Source organism: Pseudomonas fluorescens (assembly GCF_001307155.1).
GTDB classification, from domain to species: domain Bacteria; phylum Pseudomonadota; class Gammaproteobacteria; order Pseudomonadales; family Pseudomonadaceae; genus Aquipseudomonas; species Aquipseudomonas helvetica.
This window is the reverse complement of the sequence record NZ_CP012830.1, coordinates 5653345-5671261: the sequence shown is the minus strand read 5'-3', so window position 1 is coordinate 5671261 and position 17917 is coordinate 5653345. Positions and strand designations below refer to the sequence as shown.

The following is a 17917-nucleotide window of genomic DNA, read 5'->3' as shown; positions in this document are numbered from 1 at the left end:
CTGCTTATAGGCCGGAGAGGCCAAGGGCGGGATCGATTCCATCGAGTGCATCGGCCAGAGCCTTGGCCTTGTCGGCGAGTCTTGCGCGTTGAGCGGCGCCGACGCCGTCGTAACTGCTGTAGCCGCCTTTGACTCGCAAGCCATTGAGCTCGGCATCGAGAGCGTGAGTCGCCGTGTCCAATCGAGTCAGTAACGCGGCGGCAGGTTTGGTCAGTAACGGACGCAGCAGATCGACCACTTTGCGGGTGACGTCCAGGTTGGCGGCGAATCCGTTGAGGTCGATGTGGCTGTAACGTTCTTCTTCACCGCTGCTGGCGCGTATATCGGCCATGTTGCGGAGATTGCGGGCGACGATGCTCACCAGTTGTTCTGGTGGCAGCGATTGGGCCAGCAGTTGCTGTTTGAGCTGTGTGACGTCGGCGACCAGACGCTGGGCGACCGGCGCCAGACCGTCGATGTTTCGTTGCTGAAACAGCGCGTACTCGAGGCGGTGAAAGCCGACAAACTGCGGATCCTGCTCGCGCTTTTCAAAGTAATCGGCTCGAGCGTTGATAACCTTGTCCAGCTCCGCCAGGCGTTGAGCCGCCGGGGCGAGGCGTTGATAGGCCACGCGGGCCGGCACGTAGAGTGCCTGGGCCTGACTCAGGTCACCGGCGTCGATTGCCTTTTGCAACGCGCTGACAGCGTTGATCAGTGCGGTGCCCTGACTGCTCAGGTAAACCCGAAACTCCGACAACGGACCGATAAATGCCACTATCGACGGCCGTGCCTGCGCCGCTGCATCGGATGCGGCGGTGGGCGTGACGTGCAACGTGCCGCGCGGATTACTGAGCAAGCCGCAGGTAATCGCATAATCACCCGGCAGCAGATTGGCGGTGATCACCTGGCTCAGGCCGGGGGCGATGTTTTCGCGTTCCTCAAGCACCAGCACACCGTCGAGAATCTCCCATTCAACGGCGCGATCCGAGTGGTTGACGATGCGAAAACTGCTGCGGCCCGCTGGAACGGTCAGCGCATTCGGCTCGCAGCTGTGCGGATTAATCGTGACGGTGATCTCGTCATGATTTGTCTGACGCTTGGCCGCGGCCATTTGCGAGGCGTAGTAGAACAACCCGCCGGCGGCGATCATCACGATCACCGAACCGGCCACCGCCCGGCGCAGGGCGCGGGGAGGCGAGGTCTGAAGAGGGGCCTGGTTTGACATGAATGCCCTTAATGGCTGGAGACGGAAGAGGGTGGCGTGGCGGCTGGTTTAGCCGGCGCGCCAGTCGGGAGGAAGAACATCACCAGCGCGACCAGCAGATAAATCAGGTAGGCACCCAGGGTGCTGACAGTCGGGGCATCCTGATAACCGAACATGCCGGCCAGCACTGAACCCAACGGGCCATCCATCGGCAGGGTTGCGCTGAAATCGAAGAGCACGGTTTGCAGGTGATTCCACAGCCCGGCTTCATGCAGTGCGCGCACCGAACTTGCGAGAATGCCGGCCGCCACCACCAGAATGAACAGCCCGGTCCAGCGGAAGAACGCCGACAGGTTCAGGCGCATGCTGCCGCTGTAGATAAGGAAACCGATGACCATCGACAGCAGCAGGCCGAGCAGGGCACCAATCGGCGCCCCGGGGCCTTCGCTTTGCTGGAATACCGCGAGCAGGAAGAACACGGTTTCCAGGCCTTCACGGGCAACCGCGAAAAACACCATGGCGATCAGCGCGGTGACCTGGTGCCTGGAGCCGGCCAGCGCATGGTCGAGGGAAACGTGCAGCGAATGCTTGATCGAGCGCGCGACCTTGCGCATCCAGAACACCATCGAGCTCAAAACCGCGACGGCGATCAGGCCGATGACGCCCTCGAAGAGTTCCTGTTGTTTTTGCGGGAATTCAGCGCTGACCAGTTCCAGGCCACCGCCCACCAGCAGGGCCAGCGCGACGGCGAGGAAGACCCCGACCCACATCGCGGGCATCCATTGGCCGCGTCCGGTTTGTTTGAGATAACTGGCAATGATGCCGACGATTAACGCCGCTTCAACGCCTTCGCGCAGCATGATCAGAAAGGGAACCAGCATTCAGCACCGCGTCAGCTATGGAGTGGATGCTAATTTGTAACATAATGATACTCATTTCTAAATAGAGGTGATTGTCATTTGCCTGAACGGCAGCTGAACAAGAGTAGGAGCAAGGCTTGCCCGCGAAAAACGATAACGTGCTGTACCTGATGAACCTCATAGCCAATTTCGCGGGCAAGCCTTGCTCCTACGGATCCTGTGCCTGCGCTAAGATGGCCGACAAACAAAAAACAGGGTTCACCACGTTCAATGTCGGAAAAAGACACCATCTCCATTCATTTGGTGCGCGAAGCATTGCTGCAAAGCTGCGAGTTGAGTGCTGTCAGCACTGAAGTCTTGCTCAAGGTCGGGATTGAACCGCGCTCGCTCAGCGTGGCGGGTGCGCGTGTTCCGGCCACGGCCTACGCACGGTTGTGGCGACTGTTGGCGCGGCGCATGGACGACGAATTCTTTGGCATGGACCCGCGTCGGTTGAAATCCGGCAGCCTGGAATTTCTCTGTCGTTGCGCCATGGCCCAGCCGACGTTGGCCGCGGGATTGACCGCCGGGCTGGGGTTTCTGTCGTTGATGCTGGAGCGCATGCCGGCGCAGCTGGTTCATCAGCAAAGCCTGGCGGAAATCGTCCTGCTCGAAGACGACCAGGAACCTCGTCGCGCCTTCACTTATTTCACCTACTGGATGATCGTCCATGGTGTTGCCTGCTGGCTGGCGGGGCGGCGGATACCGATTCTGGCCATCGAACTGCGCTGCGCGGAACCGGACTTCTGCGATGACTATAAGGTGATGTTCTCCGAGAACCTGCGCTTCGACCGACCGCGTACACGGATGATTTTCTCGGCGGATTGCCTGGATCTGCCAATCAAGCGCAGCAGCGACGAGCTCAAGCGCTTTTTGGCCCATGCGCCGGCCAATATCCTGGTCAAGTATCGCGATCCGCAAAGCCTCGCCAGCCGGATCAAACACGATTTGCGGCATCTGCCTGCCGAACAGTGGCCGGAAACCGACAGCCTGGCGCAGCGCCTGTGCATGTCCGCTTCGACACTGCGTCGCCGCTTGGCGGAAGAAGGGCAAACCTATCAAGGCTTGAAGGACAGCGTGCGCAAGGAGCTGGCGATTGTCTGGCTGGCAGAACCTTCGATCAGCTTCGCCGAAATCGCCACGCGGCTCGGGTTTGCCGATGCCAGTTCGTTCTACAAGGCGTTTCGCAAATGGTCGGGGTCCAATCCGGGGCATTACCGCAGTTTGATTCTCAACGAAGCAGGACAGTAATTGACTCCTGTGGCGAGGGAGCTTGCTCCCGTTCGATCGCGAAGCGGTCGCAAAGCCCGTTGATAGTGACCTTCTGATAGAACGCGATTGCAGATTTTGGGGCTGCTACGCACCCCAGCGGGAGCAAGCTCCCTCGCCACGTGGATTTTGCATCCTTGTCTTGGCCAAACCAGTCACGCAACTTGAAAGCTTTGACCATTGTCCCGCGCCGCCCGCGGAGCGAGTATTTCCTGGATTTTTACGGTTCCCCCAACCTAATAAAAATACAGAGGGATTCTGGCAATGCGCGATTACCTGTCTGCGACTTCACAGTTCAACTATCAGCACACCGTCGATGCTGCGCTCAGCGGCTCGTTGACCGCACTCAACGCCTGCGTTGAATGCTGCGACCGCCATGCGATACCCGGGCGCATTGCCTTGTTCTGGGAGGGCCGCGACGGTGCCAGCGCCACGTACACCTTCAGCGATCTGCAGGACAAAGCCGCGCGCTTTGCCAATTTCTTGCTGGCTCAGGGCGTGAAGAAGGGCGACAAGGTCGCCGGCCTGTTGCCACGCAATGTCGAATTGCTGATTGTGGTGTTCGCCACCTGGCGCATCGGCGCGGTCTACCAGCCGTTGTTTACCGCCTTCGGCCCGAAAGCCATCGAGCACCGCCTCAACAGTTCCGGCGCCGCCGTGGTGGTGACCGACGCGGTCAATCGTCCAAAACTCAATGACGTTGCCGACTGCCCGACCATCGTCACCGTCGGCGGCCCGAAAGGTCAGGGCATCGTCCGCGGTGATTTCAGTTTCTGGGCCGAACTGCCCAATTATTCCGCTCAATGTGAACCCGTGCTGCTGGACGGCGAAGACCCGTTCCTGCTGATGTTCACCTCAGGCACCACCGGCCCGTCGAAAGCCTTGTCGGTGCCGCTCAAGGCGATCGTTGCGTTCCAGAGCTACACCCGCGACGCAGTGGACCTGCGCCCTGAAGATGCGTTCTGGAACGTCGCCGATCCGGGCTGGGCGTATGGCATCTACTTTGGTGTGACCGGACCGCTGTCCATGGGCCATCCGATCACCTTTTACGATGGCCCGTTCACCCTTGAAAGCACCTGCCGGGTGATCAACAAATACGGCATCACCAACCTCACCGGTTCACCCACCGCGTACCGCTTGCTGATCGCCGGCGGCGACGAGTTCGCCCGTTCGATCAAAGGCAAACTGCGGATTGTCAGCAGCGCCGGCGAACCGTTGAACCCGGAAGTGATCCGCTGGTTCGCCGACAATCTCGGCGTGGTGATCCACGACCATTATGGCCAGACCGAACTCGGTATGGTGCTGTGCAACCACCATGGCCTTGAACATTCGGTGCATGTCGGTGCGGCAGGGTTTGCCTCGCCCGGTCACAGGATCGTGGTGCTGGATGAGGCCTATAACGAACTGTCGGTCGGTCAGCCGGGGATTCTTGCCATCGATCGCACGCAATCGCCGATGTGCTGGTTTGCCGGTTACGAAGGTGCGCCGACCAAGGCTTTCGTCGGCAACTATTACTTGAGTGGCGATACCGTCGAACTGAACCCGGATGGCAGCATCAGCTTCGTCGGCCGCAGCGACGACGTGATCACCACCTCCGGCTACCGGGTCGGTCCGTTCGACGTGGAGAGTGCGTTGATCGAACACCCCGCCGTGGTTGAAGCAGCGGTGATCGGCAAACCGGATCCGGAACGCACCGAACTGGTGAAAGCCTTCGTCGTGCTCAGCGCGCAATACCGTGCTTCACCTGAACTGGCCGAAGAACTGCGCCAGCATGTGCGCAAGCGATTGGCGGCGCACTCATACCCGCGTGAAATCGAATTTGTCAGCGAATTGCCGAAAACCCCAAGCGGCAAATTGCAGCGCTTTATCTTGCGCAACCAGGAAATCGCCAAGGCTCAAGAGGCCACGGCGAAGAACGTTTCAGCTTGAATCCAAGGAAACAATGATGCAGATCGAAAACAAGGTTTTTCTCGTCACCGGCGGTGCGTCGGGCCTGGGCGCGGCCACGGCTGAAATGCTGGTGGGTGCCGGTGCCAAAGTCATGCTGGTGGACCTGAATGCCGAAGCCGTCGCGGCTCAGGCAAAACGGCTCGGCGCGCATTGCGTCGTCGCGGACATCAGTCAGGAAGCGGCGGCAGAAGCAGCGGTGCAGGCAGCGGTCGCAGCGTTTGGTGGCCTGCACGGGCTGGTCAACTGTGCCGGTGTGGTCCGTGGTGAGAAAATCCTCGGCAAGAACGGCCCGCACGCACTGGCCAGTTTCAGCCAGGTGATCAACGTCAACCTGATCGGTAGCTTCAACATGCTGCGCCTGGCGGCTGCGGCGATTGCCGAAACAGAAGCCAATGAAGACGGCGAGCGCGGGGTGATCATCAACACCGCTTCGGTGGCGGCCTTCGACGGCCAGATCGGCCAGGCCGCCTACGCTGCCTCCAAAGGCGCGATTGCCAGCCTGACCTTGCCTGCCGCCCGTGAACTGGCGCGCTACGGCATCCGGGTGATGACCATCGCCCCAGGCATCTTCGAAACGCCGATGATGGCCGGCATGACCCAGGAAGTGCGCGACTCGCTGGCCGCTGGCGTGCCGTTCCCGCCACGCCTTGGCAAACCGGTTGAGTACGCCGCGCTGGTCAGGCATATCATAGAAAACAGCATGCTCAACGGCGAGGTGATCCGTCTCGACGGTGCCTTGCGTATGGCCGCCAAATAAGGAGTATTTGTCATGACAATGTCCCACGATCCAATCGTTATCGTCAGCGCCGTCCGCACCCCGATGGGTGGTTTTCAAGGTGAACTGAAAAGCCTCAGCGCGCCACAACTGGGCGCTGCTGCGATCCGCGCCGCCGTCGAGCGTGCCGGTGTGGCCGCCGACGCGGTAGAAGAAGTGCTGTTTGGTTGCGTGCTGTCCGCCGGCCTCGGTCAGGCTCCTGCTCGTCAAGCAGCGCTGGGTGCAGGGTTGGACAAGTCCACCCGTTGCACCACCCTGAACAAAATGTGCGGTTCGGGCATGGAAGCGGCCATCCTCGCGCACGACATGCTGCTGGCCGGCAGTGCCGATGTGGTGGTTGCTGGCGGGATGGAAAGCATGTCCAACGCACCTTACTTGTTGGATCGTGCGCGCAGCGGCTACCGCATGGGCCACGGCAAAGTGCTTGACCACATGTTCCTCGACGGCCTGGAAGATGCCTACGACAAGGGCCGCCTGATGGGCACCTTCGCCGAGGACTGCGCCGAGGCCAACGGCTTCACGCGTGAAGCGCAAGATGAGTTCGCAATCGCTTCGACCACGCGCGCGCAACAGGCGATCAAGGACGGCAGCTTCAACGCTGAAATCGTTCCGCTGCAGGTCATAGTCGGCAAAGAGCAGAAACTCATCACCGATGACGAACAACCACCGAAAGCCAAACTGGACAAGATCGCCAGCCTGAAACCGGCGTTCCGTGACGGCGGCACTGTGACGGCGGCCAACTCCAGTTCAATTTCCGACGGCGCAGCGGCGTTGCTGCTGATGCGTCGTTCAGAAGCTGAAAAACGTGGCCTGAAACCGCTGGCAGTGATCCATGGTCACGCAGCTTTCGCTGATACGCCGGGGCTGTTCCCGGTGGCACCGGTGGGCGCGATCAAGAAACTGCTGAAGAAAACCGGCTGGTCGCTGGATGAGGTCGAGCTGTTCGAAGTCAACGAAGCCTTCGCGGTGGTCAGCCTGGTGACGATGACCAAGCTGGAAATCCCCCACAGCAAGGTCAACGTCCACGGTGGCGCCTGTGCGCTGGGTCACCCGATCGGCGCTTCGGGTGCGCGGATACTTGTGACCTTGCTCTCGGCCTTGCGCCAGAAAGGCCTGAAACGCGGCGTCGCAGCGATCTGCATCGGCGGCGGTGAAGCCACGGCCATGGCCGTTGAATGCCTGTACTAAGGAATCAACATGCTACCAACTGACGAACAACTACAAATCAGCGACGCGGCCCGGCAATTTGCTCAGGAACGGCTCAAGCCGTTCGCCGCCGAGTGGGATCGCGAGCACCGCTTTCCCAAGGAAGCCATCGGCGAAATGGCCGAGCTGGGCTTCTTCGGCATGTTGGTACCGGAGCAGTGGGGCGGTTGCGACACCGGTTACCTGGCGTACGCCATGGCCCTGGAAGAAATCGCCGCTGGCGATGGCGCCTGCTCGACCATCATGAGCGTGCACAACTCGGTGGGTTGCGTGCCGATCCTCAAGTTCGGCAACGACGATCAGAAAGAGCGCTTCCTCAAGCCGTTGGCCAGCGGCGCCATGCTCGGGGCGTTCGCGCTGACCGAGCCGCAGGCCGGTTCCGACGCCAGCAGCCTGAAAACCCGTGCCCGCCTGAACGGCGATCACTACGTGCTCAACGGCTGCAAGCAGTTCATTACCTCGGGGCAAAATGCCGGGGTGGTGATTGTCTTCGCGGTCACCGACCCGAGCGCCGGCAAACGCGGGATCAGTGCCTTTATCGTGCCGACCGATTCACCGGGCTACAAGGTTGCGCGGGTTGAAGACAAGCTCGGCCAGCACGCCTCGGACACCTGCCAAATCCTCTTTGAGGACGTGCAGGTGCCGGTGGCCAATCGTCTGGGCGAGGAGGGCGAAGGCTACAAAATCGCCCTGGCCAACCTTGAAGGCGGACGTGTCGGGATTGCTTCGCAGTCGGTCGGCATGGCCCGCGCCGCGTTCGAAGCCGCCCGCGATTACGCCCGCGAGCGCGAGAGTTTCGGCAAGCCGATCATCGAGCATCAGGCGGTAGCCTTCCGTTTGGCTGACATGGCCACGCAAATCGCTGTCGCCCGGCAAATGGTGCATTACGCCGCCGCCCTGCGTGACAGCGGCAAACCGGCGCTGGTGGAAGCCTCGATGGCCAAGCTGTTCGCCTCGGAAATGGCCGAAAAGGTCTGCTCGACGGCCTTGCAAACCCTCGGTGGTTACGGTTACCTGAGCGACTTCCCGCTGGAGCGGATCTACCGCGACGTGCGGGTTTGTCAGATCTATGAAGGCACCAGCGATATTCAGCGCATGGTCATTTCGCGCAATCTTTGAGAAGGAACGTTGCATGAGCTACGAAACGATTTTGTTGGAAGTCCAGGGTCGCGTGGGTCTGATCACCCTCAACCGCCCGCAAGCCCTGAATGCCTTGAATGCGCAGATCGTCAGCGAGCTGAACCACGCGCTGGATGGTCTGGAAGCCAATCCGGAAATCGGCTGCATCGTGCTGACCGGCTCGAAGAAAGCCTTTGTTGCCGGTGCCGACATCAAGGAAATGGCCGAGCTGACCTATCCGCAGATCTACCTTGACGACCTGTTCAGCGACAGTGACCGGGTGGCCAACCGACGCAAACCGGTCATTGCCGCGGTCGCCGGTTTTGCGTTGGGTGGTGGCTGTGAGCTGGCGCTGATGTGCGACTTCATTCTGGCCGGCGACAACGCCAAATTCGGCCAGCCGGAAATCAACCTCGGCGTGTTGCCGGGCATGGGCGGCACCCAGCGCCTGACTCGCGCCGTGGGCAAGGCCAAAGCCATGGAAATGTGCCTCAGCGGCCGCCTGATCGATGCGGTGGAAGCGGAACGCTGCGGCATCGTTGCGCGCATCGTGCCGGTGGATGAGTTGCTGGATGAAGCGCTGAAGGTTGCCGCGTTGATTGCCAAGAAGTCCTTGCCGATTGCAATGATGGTCAAGGAAAGCGTCAACCGCGCTTTTGAAGTCAGCCTGTCCGAAGGCGTGCGTTTCGAACGTCGGGTGTTCCATGCGGCGTTTGCCACACAGGACCAGAAAGAAGGCATGGCGGCGTTTATTGCCAAGCGTGAGGCGCAGTTCGTCGGTAAGTAATGCAGCGTCCTCACTGACGTCATCGCGGGCAAGCCTTGCTCCTACAGATCACCTGAATCCGTAGGAGCAAGGCTTGCCCGCGATGCTTTTGGGGGCTCACACCAGGTAGTTCTTGAGCTCCCGCGCAATCACCATCCGCTGAATCTCGCTCGACCCTTCATAAATCTGCGTGATCCGCGCATCGCGGTAGTAGCGTTCCACCGGATAATCTTCCAGATAGCCGTAGCCGCCGTGAATCTGTATCGCGGACGAACAGACTTTCTCAGCCATCTCCGAGGCAAACAGCTTGGCCTGCGAGGCTTCCGACAGGCATGGCTTGCCGGCGCTGCGCAACCGGGCGGCGTGGAGGATCAGCAGGCGTGCGGCGTTCAGCCGGGTGTGCATGTCGGCGAGCATGTTGGCGACGCTTTGGTGCTCGATGATCGGTTTGTCGAACTGCACCCGGTCACGGGCGTAGGCCAGCGCTGCTTCGAACGCTGCACGGGCGATGCCCAGTGCCTGCGCGGCGATGCCAATGCGACCGCCTTCAAGGTTGGACAAGGCAATCGCCAAACCCTTGCCGCGCTCACCGAGCAGATTGGCTTCGGGGATCGTGCAGTTGTTCAGCGTCACCGCGCAGGTGTCGGAAGCGCGGATACCCATCTTGTGTTCGCTGCGGTCGACGATAAAACCCGGTGTGTCGGTTGGCACCAGGAACGCCGACAAACCTTTCTTGCCCAGATCCGGATCGGTCACGGCAAACACAATCGCCAGTTTTGCCCGTCGACCGTTGCTGACGAACTGCTTGGCGCCATTGATCACCCACTGGCCGTCGCGCAGTTCGGCGCGGGTGCGCAGGTTATGCGCCTCGGAACCGGCCTGCGGCTCGGTCAGGCAGAAGCAGCCGATGGCCTGACCGCTGGCCAGATCCGCCAGCCAGGTCTGTTTCTGTTCTTCAGTGCCATAGTTGAGAACCGGCCCGCAGCCCACCGAATTGTGGATGCTCATCAGGGCGCCGGTGGCGCCGTCGCCGGCAGAAATCTCTTCCACCGCCAGCGCGTAGGCCACGTAGTCGACGTAAGTGCCGCCCCATTCCTCGGGAACCACCATGCCGAGCAAACCCAGCTCGCCCATCTTGGCCACGAGCGCATCATCGATCCAGCCGGCTTTTTCCCAGGCCTGGGCGTGAGGGGCGATTTCGCCGCGGGCAAAGTCCCGGGCCATGTCGCGGATCATCACTTGTTCTTCGGTCAATTCGATATCGTGCATGGCTCAGCTCCCGCTCTGGTCAAAACCGCTGAAGAAGCTCGCAACGTGTTTGGCGTCCAGCGCCTGCACGGTCGGAGGGTTCCAGCGTGGGCTCTTGTCTTTGTCGATCAGCAAGGCGCGGACGCCTTCGATCAGGTCACCGCGTTCGAACCACTGACGATCGAGGTGCAGTTCGAGGGCGAAGCAGTTTTCCAGGCTCAGCTGACGGCCGCGACGCAGCATCTCTAACGTTACACCCATGGCCAGCGGTGAACGACTGTCGAGTAAATCGGCAGTGGTCATTGCCCAATCGTGACTGTCGGCAACCGTAACGGTGCGCAGTTGCTCGACAATGCTTGGCACATCCGGCAGCGCGAAGAAGTGGTCGATCGTTGGCCGCAGTGCCTGCAATGGTGCATCGGGCAGTTGCTGTAGCGCGAGTTTCGCCAGTAGGCCTTGCAGGTCCTTGAGCGGGGTGTCGTGCCACTCGAGGCTGTCGAGGTGTTGATCCAGTTCGGCGAGTTTCTGGCTTTCCAGGTACCAATCGGCCAACCCGCAATACAGCGCATCGGCGGCGCGGATCTGCACGCCGCTGACGCCGAGGTAGATGCCCAGTTCGCCGGGAATCCGTGGCAGGAAGTAGCTGCCGCCAACGTCAGGGAAGTAACCGATGGCCACTTCCGGCATTGCCAGGCGACTGCGTTCGGTGACTACCCGCAGGTCTGCGCCTTGCACCAGGCCCATGCCGCCGCCGAGGACGAAACCGTCCATCAACGCCAGTACCGGTTTGCGGTAATGGTGGATCGCCAGGTCGAGGGCGTATTCCTCGACGAAAAAGTCTTCATGCAGGGTGCCGCCGCTTTTGAAACTGTCGTACAGCGAACGGATATCGCCACCGGCGCAGAAGGCCTTTTCGCCAGCCCCGCGCAACACCACGGCGTGGATATGCGGGTCTTTCGACCAGGCATCGAGTTGTCGGTGCAGGCTACGGACCATGTCCAGGGTAATGGCGTTGAGGCCGGCAGGGCGATTGAGGGTCAGGTGGCCAATGTGGTTGCGGACCTCGGCCAGCACGTCGTTGGCGCTGGCATCAATGCCGTGGGTCGCCTGGGATGAAACCTGAGCAGTCATCACTAACTCCCTGCTTTTATTGTTCTTTATAGAAGTGTTCGCGCGCGAACGATGCCGGATCGTAACAGTGCAAATTTGCGATGTACAACCGTGATAGATGCAGGTCCGGTCTGCATTTTTGTAATACCTGCAAACGCCTTCATCGCAAAAATCCCCTAATAGGGCATTCACGACAGGATCGGCTGTGAAAATGCTGACATCAGCACAAGCGAGCTGTCTGCGACGGTCCTTTCGACACCTCGGCACAATCGACTGTTGGCATTCTGGCGTTCCATTCGAAGCCGTCTGCGCCAAGGGTTTCAGGGTGGGGTGTGGCCGGCCTTTGGCGGTGCACCGAACACAAACAATAAGAACGCTGCTGCGGCAGACGCCGCATCGACTCTCTGTTCCTGCCCATAAAGGCGCCCAGGCATTCGTGCCCGGTCGCGATAATTCCAATCAAATCGGGACTTATGAAGATGAAAACCCAATGGCTGACGTTGCCTGTACTCGCGATGCTGTTCTGCTCGGCCGGCGCTAGCGCCAAAGAGTGGACTGAACTGCGCTTTGGCACCAACCCAAGCTACCCGCCGTTTGAGTCGACCACCGCCGACGGTGGCGTGCAAGGCTTTGGCGTGGACCTGGGCAACGCGATCTGCGCCGAACTGAAGCTCAAGTGTGTGTGGGTCAGCAATGACTTCGACGGGCTGATTCCTGCGCTCAAGGCCGGCAAGTTCGATGCCATCGAGTCGTCGATGACCGTCACCGACGCCCGCAAGAAGCAGATCGATTTTACCGACCGTCTGTATGCCGGCCCGACCGCCATCGTCACCCGCAAGGATTCGGGGCTTGAGCCCACCGCCGAGTCGCTCAAGGGCAAGACCATTGGTTTCATGCAAGGCACCATTCAGGAAACCTACGCCAGGGCCAAACTGGCGCCGGGCGGGGTGAAGCTGCGCGCCTATCAGAACCAGGATCAGGTCTACGCCGATCTGGTTTACGGCCGCCTCGACGCCTCGATTCAGGACAAGCTGCAAGCGCAGATGAGCTTCCTTGAGTCGCCACAAGGCGCCCCCTTCAAGAACAGCCAAGGCATCAGTGATCCGCTGGTGCCGGCGGATATCGCCATCGGTGTACGCAAGGACAACGACGAGCTCAAAGGCATGCTCAATACCGCCATCAAGGCCCTGCACGAGAAGGGCATCTACGCGCAGATCCAGAAGAAATACTTCGGCGATCTGGACCTCTACAACAACTGATCAGCGCACCTGAAGCATTGGGCCGTGGTTCACGACCCAATGCCTCGCTGTGGTGCTTCAAGACAGGTGACTTGCGTGAATACCTTCCTCAATGCTCTGGGCCTGGATCTCTCGGCCCTGCAAGGCTATGGCCCACTGCTGCTGCACGGCACCTGGGTGACCCTGAAACTCTCGGCGCTGTCGCTGCTGGTCAGCATGCTGCTGGGTTTGCTCGGTGCGGCGGCCAAGCTTTCGCCGCTGCGGCTGCTGAACCTGCCGGCAACCTTTTACACCACGCTGATTCGCGGTGTACCGGACCTGGTGTTGATGTTGCTGATCTTCTACAGCCTGCAAGGCTGGTTGAGCAGCCTGACCGAGTTCATGCAATGGCCGTACATGGAAATCGACCCGTTCGTGGCCGGTATCGTGACCCTGGGCTTTATCTATGGTGCGTATTTTACCGAGACCTTTCGTGGCGCGATCCTCAGTGTTCCTCGGGGGCAACAGGAGGCCGGCGCGTCGTTTGGCCTGAGCCGTTGGCAGCGGTTTTACTGCGTGGTGTTCCCGCAGATGATGCGCTTTGCCTTGCCGAGTCTGGGCAACAACTGGCTGGTGCTGCTCAAGGCTACGGCGCTGGTGTCGATCATCGGCTTGTCGGACCTGGTCAAGGTCGCGCAGGAGGCCGGCAAAAGCACCTTCAACATGCTGGATTTTCTGTTGCTGGCGGCAGCGCTGTACCTGCTGATCACCAGCGCTTCGAACTATGTCTTGCGCGTGCTTGAACGGCGCTACAACCAGGGCGTGCGAGGGATGACGCGATGATCGAATTGATCTCCGAATACTGGAAACCTTTCCTGTTCAGTGACGGCTACAACTTCACCGGTTTGGCCATGACCTTATGGCTGCTGGTGGTGAGCATCGTGCTCGGATTCTGCCTGTCACTGCCGCTGGCGATCATGCGCACTTCGCGCTGGGGCCTGCTGCGCTGGCCGGTGCAGCTGTTCACTTACGTGTTTCGCGGCACGCCGCTGTATATCCAGTTGCTGATTTGCTACAGCGGAATCTACGGCATCGCGGTGGTCCGCTCGCAGCCGCTGCTGGAAGCGTTCTTTCGCGATGCGATGAACTGCACCTTGCTGGCGTTCACCCTCAACACTTGCGCCTACACCGTCGAGATCTTCGCCGGGGCGATCCGCAGCATTCCCTACGGTGAAATCGAGGCGGCCCATGCCTATGGCCTGAGTGGCTGGCGTTTGTATGTGAAGTTGATTCTGCCTTCGGCGTTGCGTCGGGCGCTGCCTTACTACAGCAACGAAGTGATCCTGATGCTGCACGCCACGTCGGTGGCGTTCACCGCGACCATTCCGGACATCCTCAAGGTTGCCCGGGACGCGAATGCCGCGACCTTCATGACCTTCCAGGCCTTCGGTATCGCCGGGCTGCTGTACCTCGCGCTGTCATTTGGCCTGGTCGGCGCGTTTCGTCTCGCAGAGAAGCGCTGGCTGAATTTCCTCGGGCCGGCTCACTGAGATCCGGAACCGGCTTTTTTCCTCCCTCTTTCTGTCCAGAACGCTGTCGCCAACGGCAGCGCTCCAGGAGTGTTGCATGTACAAACTGACCGTTGAAAATCTGTATAAACGCTTCGGTGACAACGAAGTACTCAAGGGCGTCTCGTTGAATGCCCGCGCCGGTGATGTGGTGAGCATGATTGGCGCCAGTGGCTCCGGCAAAAGCACTATGCTGCGGTGTATCAACTTCCTTGAACGGGCGGATGAAGGTGCCATCGAGCTGGACGGCGAGCGGATTGTCACCCGCCAGGCGCCCGGTGGCATGCGGGTTGCCAACCCGGCACAGTTGCAGCGCTTGCGCACGCGGCTGGCGATGGTGTTTCAGCACTTCAACCTGTGGAGTCATCTGACGGTTTTGGAGAACATCATGCTGGCGCCGTGCAAAGTCCTGGGCGTCAGTCGCAAGGACGCTGAAGTCAGCGCTCGGGCGTATCTGGACAAGGTTGGTCTGCCGCAACGCGTGGCCGAGCAGTACCCGGCCTTCCTGTCCGGCGGCCAACAACAACGGGTAGCGATTGCCCGGGCATTGGCGGTGGAACCACAGATTCTGTTGTTCGATGAGCCGACTTCGGCCCTCGACCCGGAACTGGTGGGTGAAGTATTGAAGGTGATTCAGGCGTTGGCTGAAGAAGGCCGGACCATGTTGATGGTGACCCACGAAATGGGCTTTGCCCGGCAGGTGTCCAGCCAGGTGCTGTTCCTGCATCAAGGCCGGGTCGAGGAGCAGGGCGATGCAACGATTCTCGACCAGCCGAAAAGCGAGCGTTTACAGCAATTTTTATCGGGCCGTTTGAAGTGAGGCAAGGCGTACATGGCGGACATCCGCGATATGTCGATCGTGCTTGATCGTATCGATCAGGCAATCATTGAGGTGCTGCGCCACGAAGGGCGCATCACCTATCAGAAGCTTTCCGAGCGCGTGCACCTGACGCCAAGGCCATGCCTTGAGCGGGTGCGCAAGCTCGAACAGCTCGGCGTCATTCGTGGCTACGGGGCGATTCTCGACGAGAAAAAACTGACCCCCGGTCTGTCGTTACTGGTGCTGGTGGCACTCTCGAACCAGAGCGGGCGCGCCGCGCAGAAAGCCTTCGAAGCCAAAGTCCGCGCCTGTCCGCAAGTGCTGGAGTGCCAATTGATCAGCGGCGCCTTCGACTACAGCCTGCGGATGCGCTGTCGCGACATGGAACACTACCGGGTATTGACCGAAGTCTGGTTCGACGACCCGGACCTGCACATCGACAAACTGGTCAGCCACCCCGAGCTGGCAATGGTCAAAACCTCCACCTAGAACGGGCCCAGCGCCGCAGTTCCGTAGCAGCTGGCGCAGCCTGCGTTCGGCTCGGTCCGCGCTCGGGCGCAGCAGTCGTAAATGCTGACGACTCGGTGAGTCTGAAGCACCGCAGAGCATGGTTTTACGACCGCTACGCAGCCGAACGCAGGCTGCGCCAGCTGCTACGGTAATCAGCGATTTCAGACGATTTATCACGCCCGCCAAATCGGCTGCAAGCCACCGCGTTTTCAGCCATTTCCAGCACCAACTCCCTCCTTATCAGCCGGGTTTTTCCGGCGCCGAATCAGACAATGAGCACCTCTCAACCCTCATTGATTCTGTGCCCATGCAAACCACCAATACCGTTTTGATGATTCGCCCGACACGTTTCTCCTTCAACCAGGACACGGCCGCCAACAACCGTTTCCAGCGTCCGGCGGCTGCAGCCGAAGACGTACAACTCAAGGCCCTGCAAGAGTTCGACGGCTATGTCGCCGCCCTGCGCGAGCACGGCGTTGAAGTCATGGTGCACAACGACAGCGAAGCCCCGCACACCCCGGACTCGATCTTTCCGAACAATTGGTGGAGCAGCCATCCCGACGGCACGCTCGTGCTGTACCCGATGCAGGGCCACAACCGGCGCCTGGAGCGCGACAAAGGCGTACTCGACTGGCTGCGCGATGCCTACCGCATCGAGCAATTGCTCGACCTCTCCGACCTTGAGCAGCAGGAAGTATTCCTCGAGGGCACCGGCAGCATGGTCCTCGATCGCGAACAGCGGATTTGCTACGCCGGCTACTCGACCCGCACCCACGCGAAGGCGTTGGATCAGGTGGTTGAACACCTCGGCTATGAACTCTGCGCGTTCAACGCGGTGGACCGTCACGGCGTGCCGATCTATCACACCAACGTGATGATGAGCGTCGGCAGGCAACTGGCGGTGGTCTGTCTGGAGTCGGTCAGCGACCTGGACGAACGCAATGCACTGCGCTCACGCCTGGAATGCAGCGGCAAGCAAGTCTTGACCCTGAGCTTCGATCAACTGGAGTCGTTCGCCGGCAACATGCTTGAAGTGCACAACGCCGCTGGCGAGCCGTTGCTGGTGATGTCGCGCACGGCCTGGCGGTCGCTGCATGCCGACCAGCGCCGGATGGTCGAAGCGTACGCCAAACCTCTACCGGTAAACATCGACACCATCGAGCGGATTGGCGGCGGCAGCGCGCGCTGCATGCTCGCGGAAGTCTATCTGCCTAAACGCGTGAGCCCACAGGAGCAGCATTGATGATCGTCCGTCCTGCAACAATGAATGACCTGCCGGCGTTGCTGGCACTGGCCCACAGCGCCGGCGCCGGTTTGACCACCTTGCCCGCCGATGCCGGGCGTTTGCGTCAGCGCCTGGAATGGGCTGAAAAAACCTTCGCCGGAGAAGCCGAACGGGCTGATGCCGATTACCTGTTTGTGCTGGAGGCCGACAACGGCGAAGCTGTCGGTATCTGCGCCCTGGCTGGCGCGGTCGGGCTGCGCGAGCCTTGGTACAACTACCGGATGGGGTTGTTTGTCGCCGCGTCGAAAAACCTCGGGATCAACCAGCAATTGCTGACGCTGTTTCTCGGCAATGACATGACCGGGCAATCGGAGTTGTGTTCGTTGTTCCTGCACGCCGGTCATCGCAGCGGTCTGAATGGTCGTTTGCTGTCCAAGGCGCGGTTCCTGTTTCTCGCCGAATTTCGCCAGTACTTTGGCGACAAGGTGATCGCTGAAATGCGCGGTTACTCGGACGAAGACGGCGTCTCGCCGTTCTGGGAAGGGCTGGGCCGGCACTTCTTCAAGATGGATTTTGCCGACGCCGACTACCTCACCGGGCTGGGCAACAAGACCTTCATTGCCGAACTGATGCCGAAGTTCCCGCTGCCGACCTGCCTGCTGCCCGAGGCTGCGCGGGCAACGATCGGCCGGGTTCATCCCAACACCGAACCGGCGCTGGGGATGCTCAAGGCTGAAGGGTTCGAGCACAAGGATTACATCGACATCTTCGACGGCGGCCCGTTGATCGAGTGCGCCACCGGCGACATTCGCGCGGTGCGTGACAGCCAGGTATTGCAACTGAGCATCGGCACGCCGGGAGAGCAGGCGGCGGTGTATCTGATTCACAACCGCCAGTTCGCCGATTGCCGGATCACCGCCGCGCCAGCGCGGGTCGCCGCCGGGACCTTGATTGTCGATGCCCACACCGCCAAGGCACTGGGCTTGACGGCCGGTGCTTCGGTGCGCGCCGTCAGCCTGGCCGTGCCGGCGCGACAGCAGTCGGCGGCCTAA

At 60.6% G+C, this 17917-nt stretch carries 17 protein-coding genes; 13 read left to right on the top strand and 4 right to left on the bottom strand.

Features of this window, described 5'->3' with window-relative positions; translation table 11 throughout:
• Window positions 1-4 precede the first annotated feature (4 nt).
• Window positions 5-1204 (bottom strand): iron uptake system protein EfeO, encoded by a 1200-nt coding sequence (gene efeO, locus AO353_RS25715; RefSeq protein WP_054597497.1) that lies wholly within the window; start codon window positions 1202-1204, stop codon window positions 5-7.
• Between the two features lie 8 nt (window positions 1205-1212).
• The gene (efeU, locus tag AO353_RS25710) at window positions 1213-2064 is read right to left on the bottom strand and encodes an iron uptake transporter permease EfeU (protein WP_054597496.1); all 852 of its coding nucleotides are present in this window, start codon (window positions 2062-2064) and stop codon (window positions 1213-1215) included.
• Window positions 2065-2313: 249 nt separating this feature from the next.
• Between efeU and AO353_RS25705 the strand changes: the two genes are divergently transcribed.
• The 6 genes from AO353_RS25705 to AO353_RS25675 all read left to right on the top strand — a co-directional run bounded on the left by AO353_RS25705 (window position 2314) and on the right by AO353_RS25675 (window position 9188).
• The gene (locus tag AO353_RS25705) at window positions 2314-3333 is read left to right on the top strand and encodes an AraC family transcriptional regulator (RefSeq protein ID WP_054597495.1); all 1020 of its coding nucleotides are present in this window, start codon (window positions 2314-2316) and stop codon (window positions 3331-3333) included.
• Between the two features lie 282 nt (window positions 3334-3615).
• Complete coding sequence (locus AO353_RS25695) at window positions 3616-5280, top strand: AMP-binding protein (protein WP_054597493.1); 1665 nt, start codon at window positions 3616-3618, stop codon at window positions 5278-5280.
• Window positions 5281-5296: 16 nt separating this feature from the next.
• Window positions 5297-6058, top strand: a complete 762-nt coding sequence (locus AO353_RS25690) for an SDR family NAD(P)-dependent oxidoreductase (protein WP_054597492.1) — start codon at window positions 5297-5299, stop codon at window positions 6056-6058.
• A gap of 12 nt (window positions 6059-6070) precedes the next feature.
• Window positions 6071-7264: an acetyl-CoA C-acyltransferase gene (locus AO353_RS25685; protein WP_054597491.1), complete on the top strand. Its 1194-nt coding sequence runs from the start codon at window positions 6071-6073 to the stop codon at window positions 7262-7264.
• 9 nt (window positions 7265-7273) lie between these two features.
• Entirely contained in the window at window positions 7274-8401 is a 1128-nt protein-coding gene (locus tag AO353_RS25680; protein ID WP_054597490.1) for an acyl-CoA dehydrogenase, read from the top strand.
• Window positions 8402-8414: 13 nt separating this feature from the next.
• On the top strand, window positions 8415-9188 hold the full coding sequence (locus AO353_RS25675) for an enoyl-CoA hydratase (protein ID WP_054597489.1): 774 nt from the start codon (window positions 8415-8417) through the stop codon (window positions 9186-9188).
• A gap of 96 nt (window positions 9189-9284) precedes the next feature.
• On the opposite strand, the gene AO353_RS25670 is transcribed toward AO353_RS25675, so the two are convergent.
• The gene (locus AO353_RS25670) at window positions 9285-10436 is read right to left on the bottom strand and encodes an acyl-CoA dehydrogenase family protein (protein WP_054597488.1); all 1152 of its coding nucleotides are present in this window, start codon (window positions 10434-10436) and stop codon (window positions 9285-9287) included.
• A 3-nt stretch (window positions 10437-10439) separates the two neighbouring features.
• On the bottom strand, window positions 10440-11546 hold the full coding sequence (locus AO353_RS25665) for an enoyl-CoA hydratase/isomerase family protein (RefSeq protein WP_054597487.1): 1107 nt from the start codon (window positions 11544-11546) through the stop codon (window positions 10440-10442).
• Between the two features lie 458 nt (window positions 11547-12004).
• On the opposite strand from AO353_RS25665, the gene AO353_RS25660 reads away from it, so the two are divergent.
• The 7 genes from AO353_RS25660 to astA all read left to right on the top strand — a co-directional run bounded on the left by AO353_RS25660 (window position 12005) and on the right by astA (window position 17917).
• Window positions 12005-12784 (top strand): transporter substrate-binding domain-containing protein, encoded by a 780-nt coding sequence (locus tag AO353_RS25660; protein WP_054597486.1) that lies wholly within the window; start codon window positions 12005-12007, stop codon window positions 12782-12784.
• A 39-nt stretch (window positions 12785-12823) separates the two neighbouring features.
• The gene (locus AO353_RS25655; protein ID WP_054597485.1) at window positions 12824-13585 is read left to right on the top strand and encodes an ABC transporter permease; all 762 of its coding nucleotides are present in this window, start codon (window positions 12824-12826) and stop codon (window positions 13583-13585) included.
• Window positions 13582-14292, top strand: a complete 711-nt coding sequence (locus AO353_RS25650) for an ABC transporter permease (protein ID WP_054597484.1) — start codon at window positions 13582-13584, stop codon at window positions 14290-14292. Before AO353_RS25655 ends, AO353_RS25650 begins: the two co-directional genes overlap by 4 nt.
• A 76-nt stretch (window positions 14293-14368) precedes the next feature.
• The gene (locus AO353_RS25645; protein WP_054597483.1) at window positions 14369-15130 is read left to right on the top strand and encodes an ABC transporter ATP-binding protein; all 762 of its coding nucleotides are present in this window, start codon (window positions 14369-14371) and stop codon (window positions 15128-15130) included.
• Window positions 15131-15142: 12 nt separating this feature from the next.
• On the top strand, window positions 15143-15619 hold the full coding sequence (locus AO353_RS25640; protein ID WP_054597482.1) for an Lrp/AsnC family transcriptional regulator: 477 nt from the start codon (window positions 15143-15145) through the stop codon (window positions 15617-15619).
• A gap of 328 nt (window positions 15620-15947) precedes the next feature.
• A complete protein-coding gene (gene ctlX, locus AO353_RS25635; RefSeq protein ID WP_054597481.1) occupies window positions 15948-16883 on the top strand; it encodes a citrulline utilization hydrolase CtlX in 936 nt (311 codons plus the stop codon).
• On the top strand, window positions 16883-17917 hold the full coding sequence (astA, locus tag AO353_RS25630; RefSeq protein ID WP_054597480.1) for an arginine N-succinyltransferase: 1035 nt from the start codon (window positions 16883-16885) through the stop codon (window positions 17915-17917). The genes ctlX and astA overlap by 1 nt, the downstream gene beginning before the upstream one ends.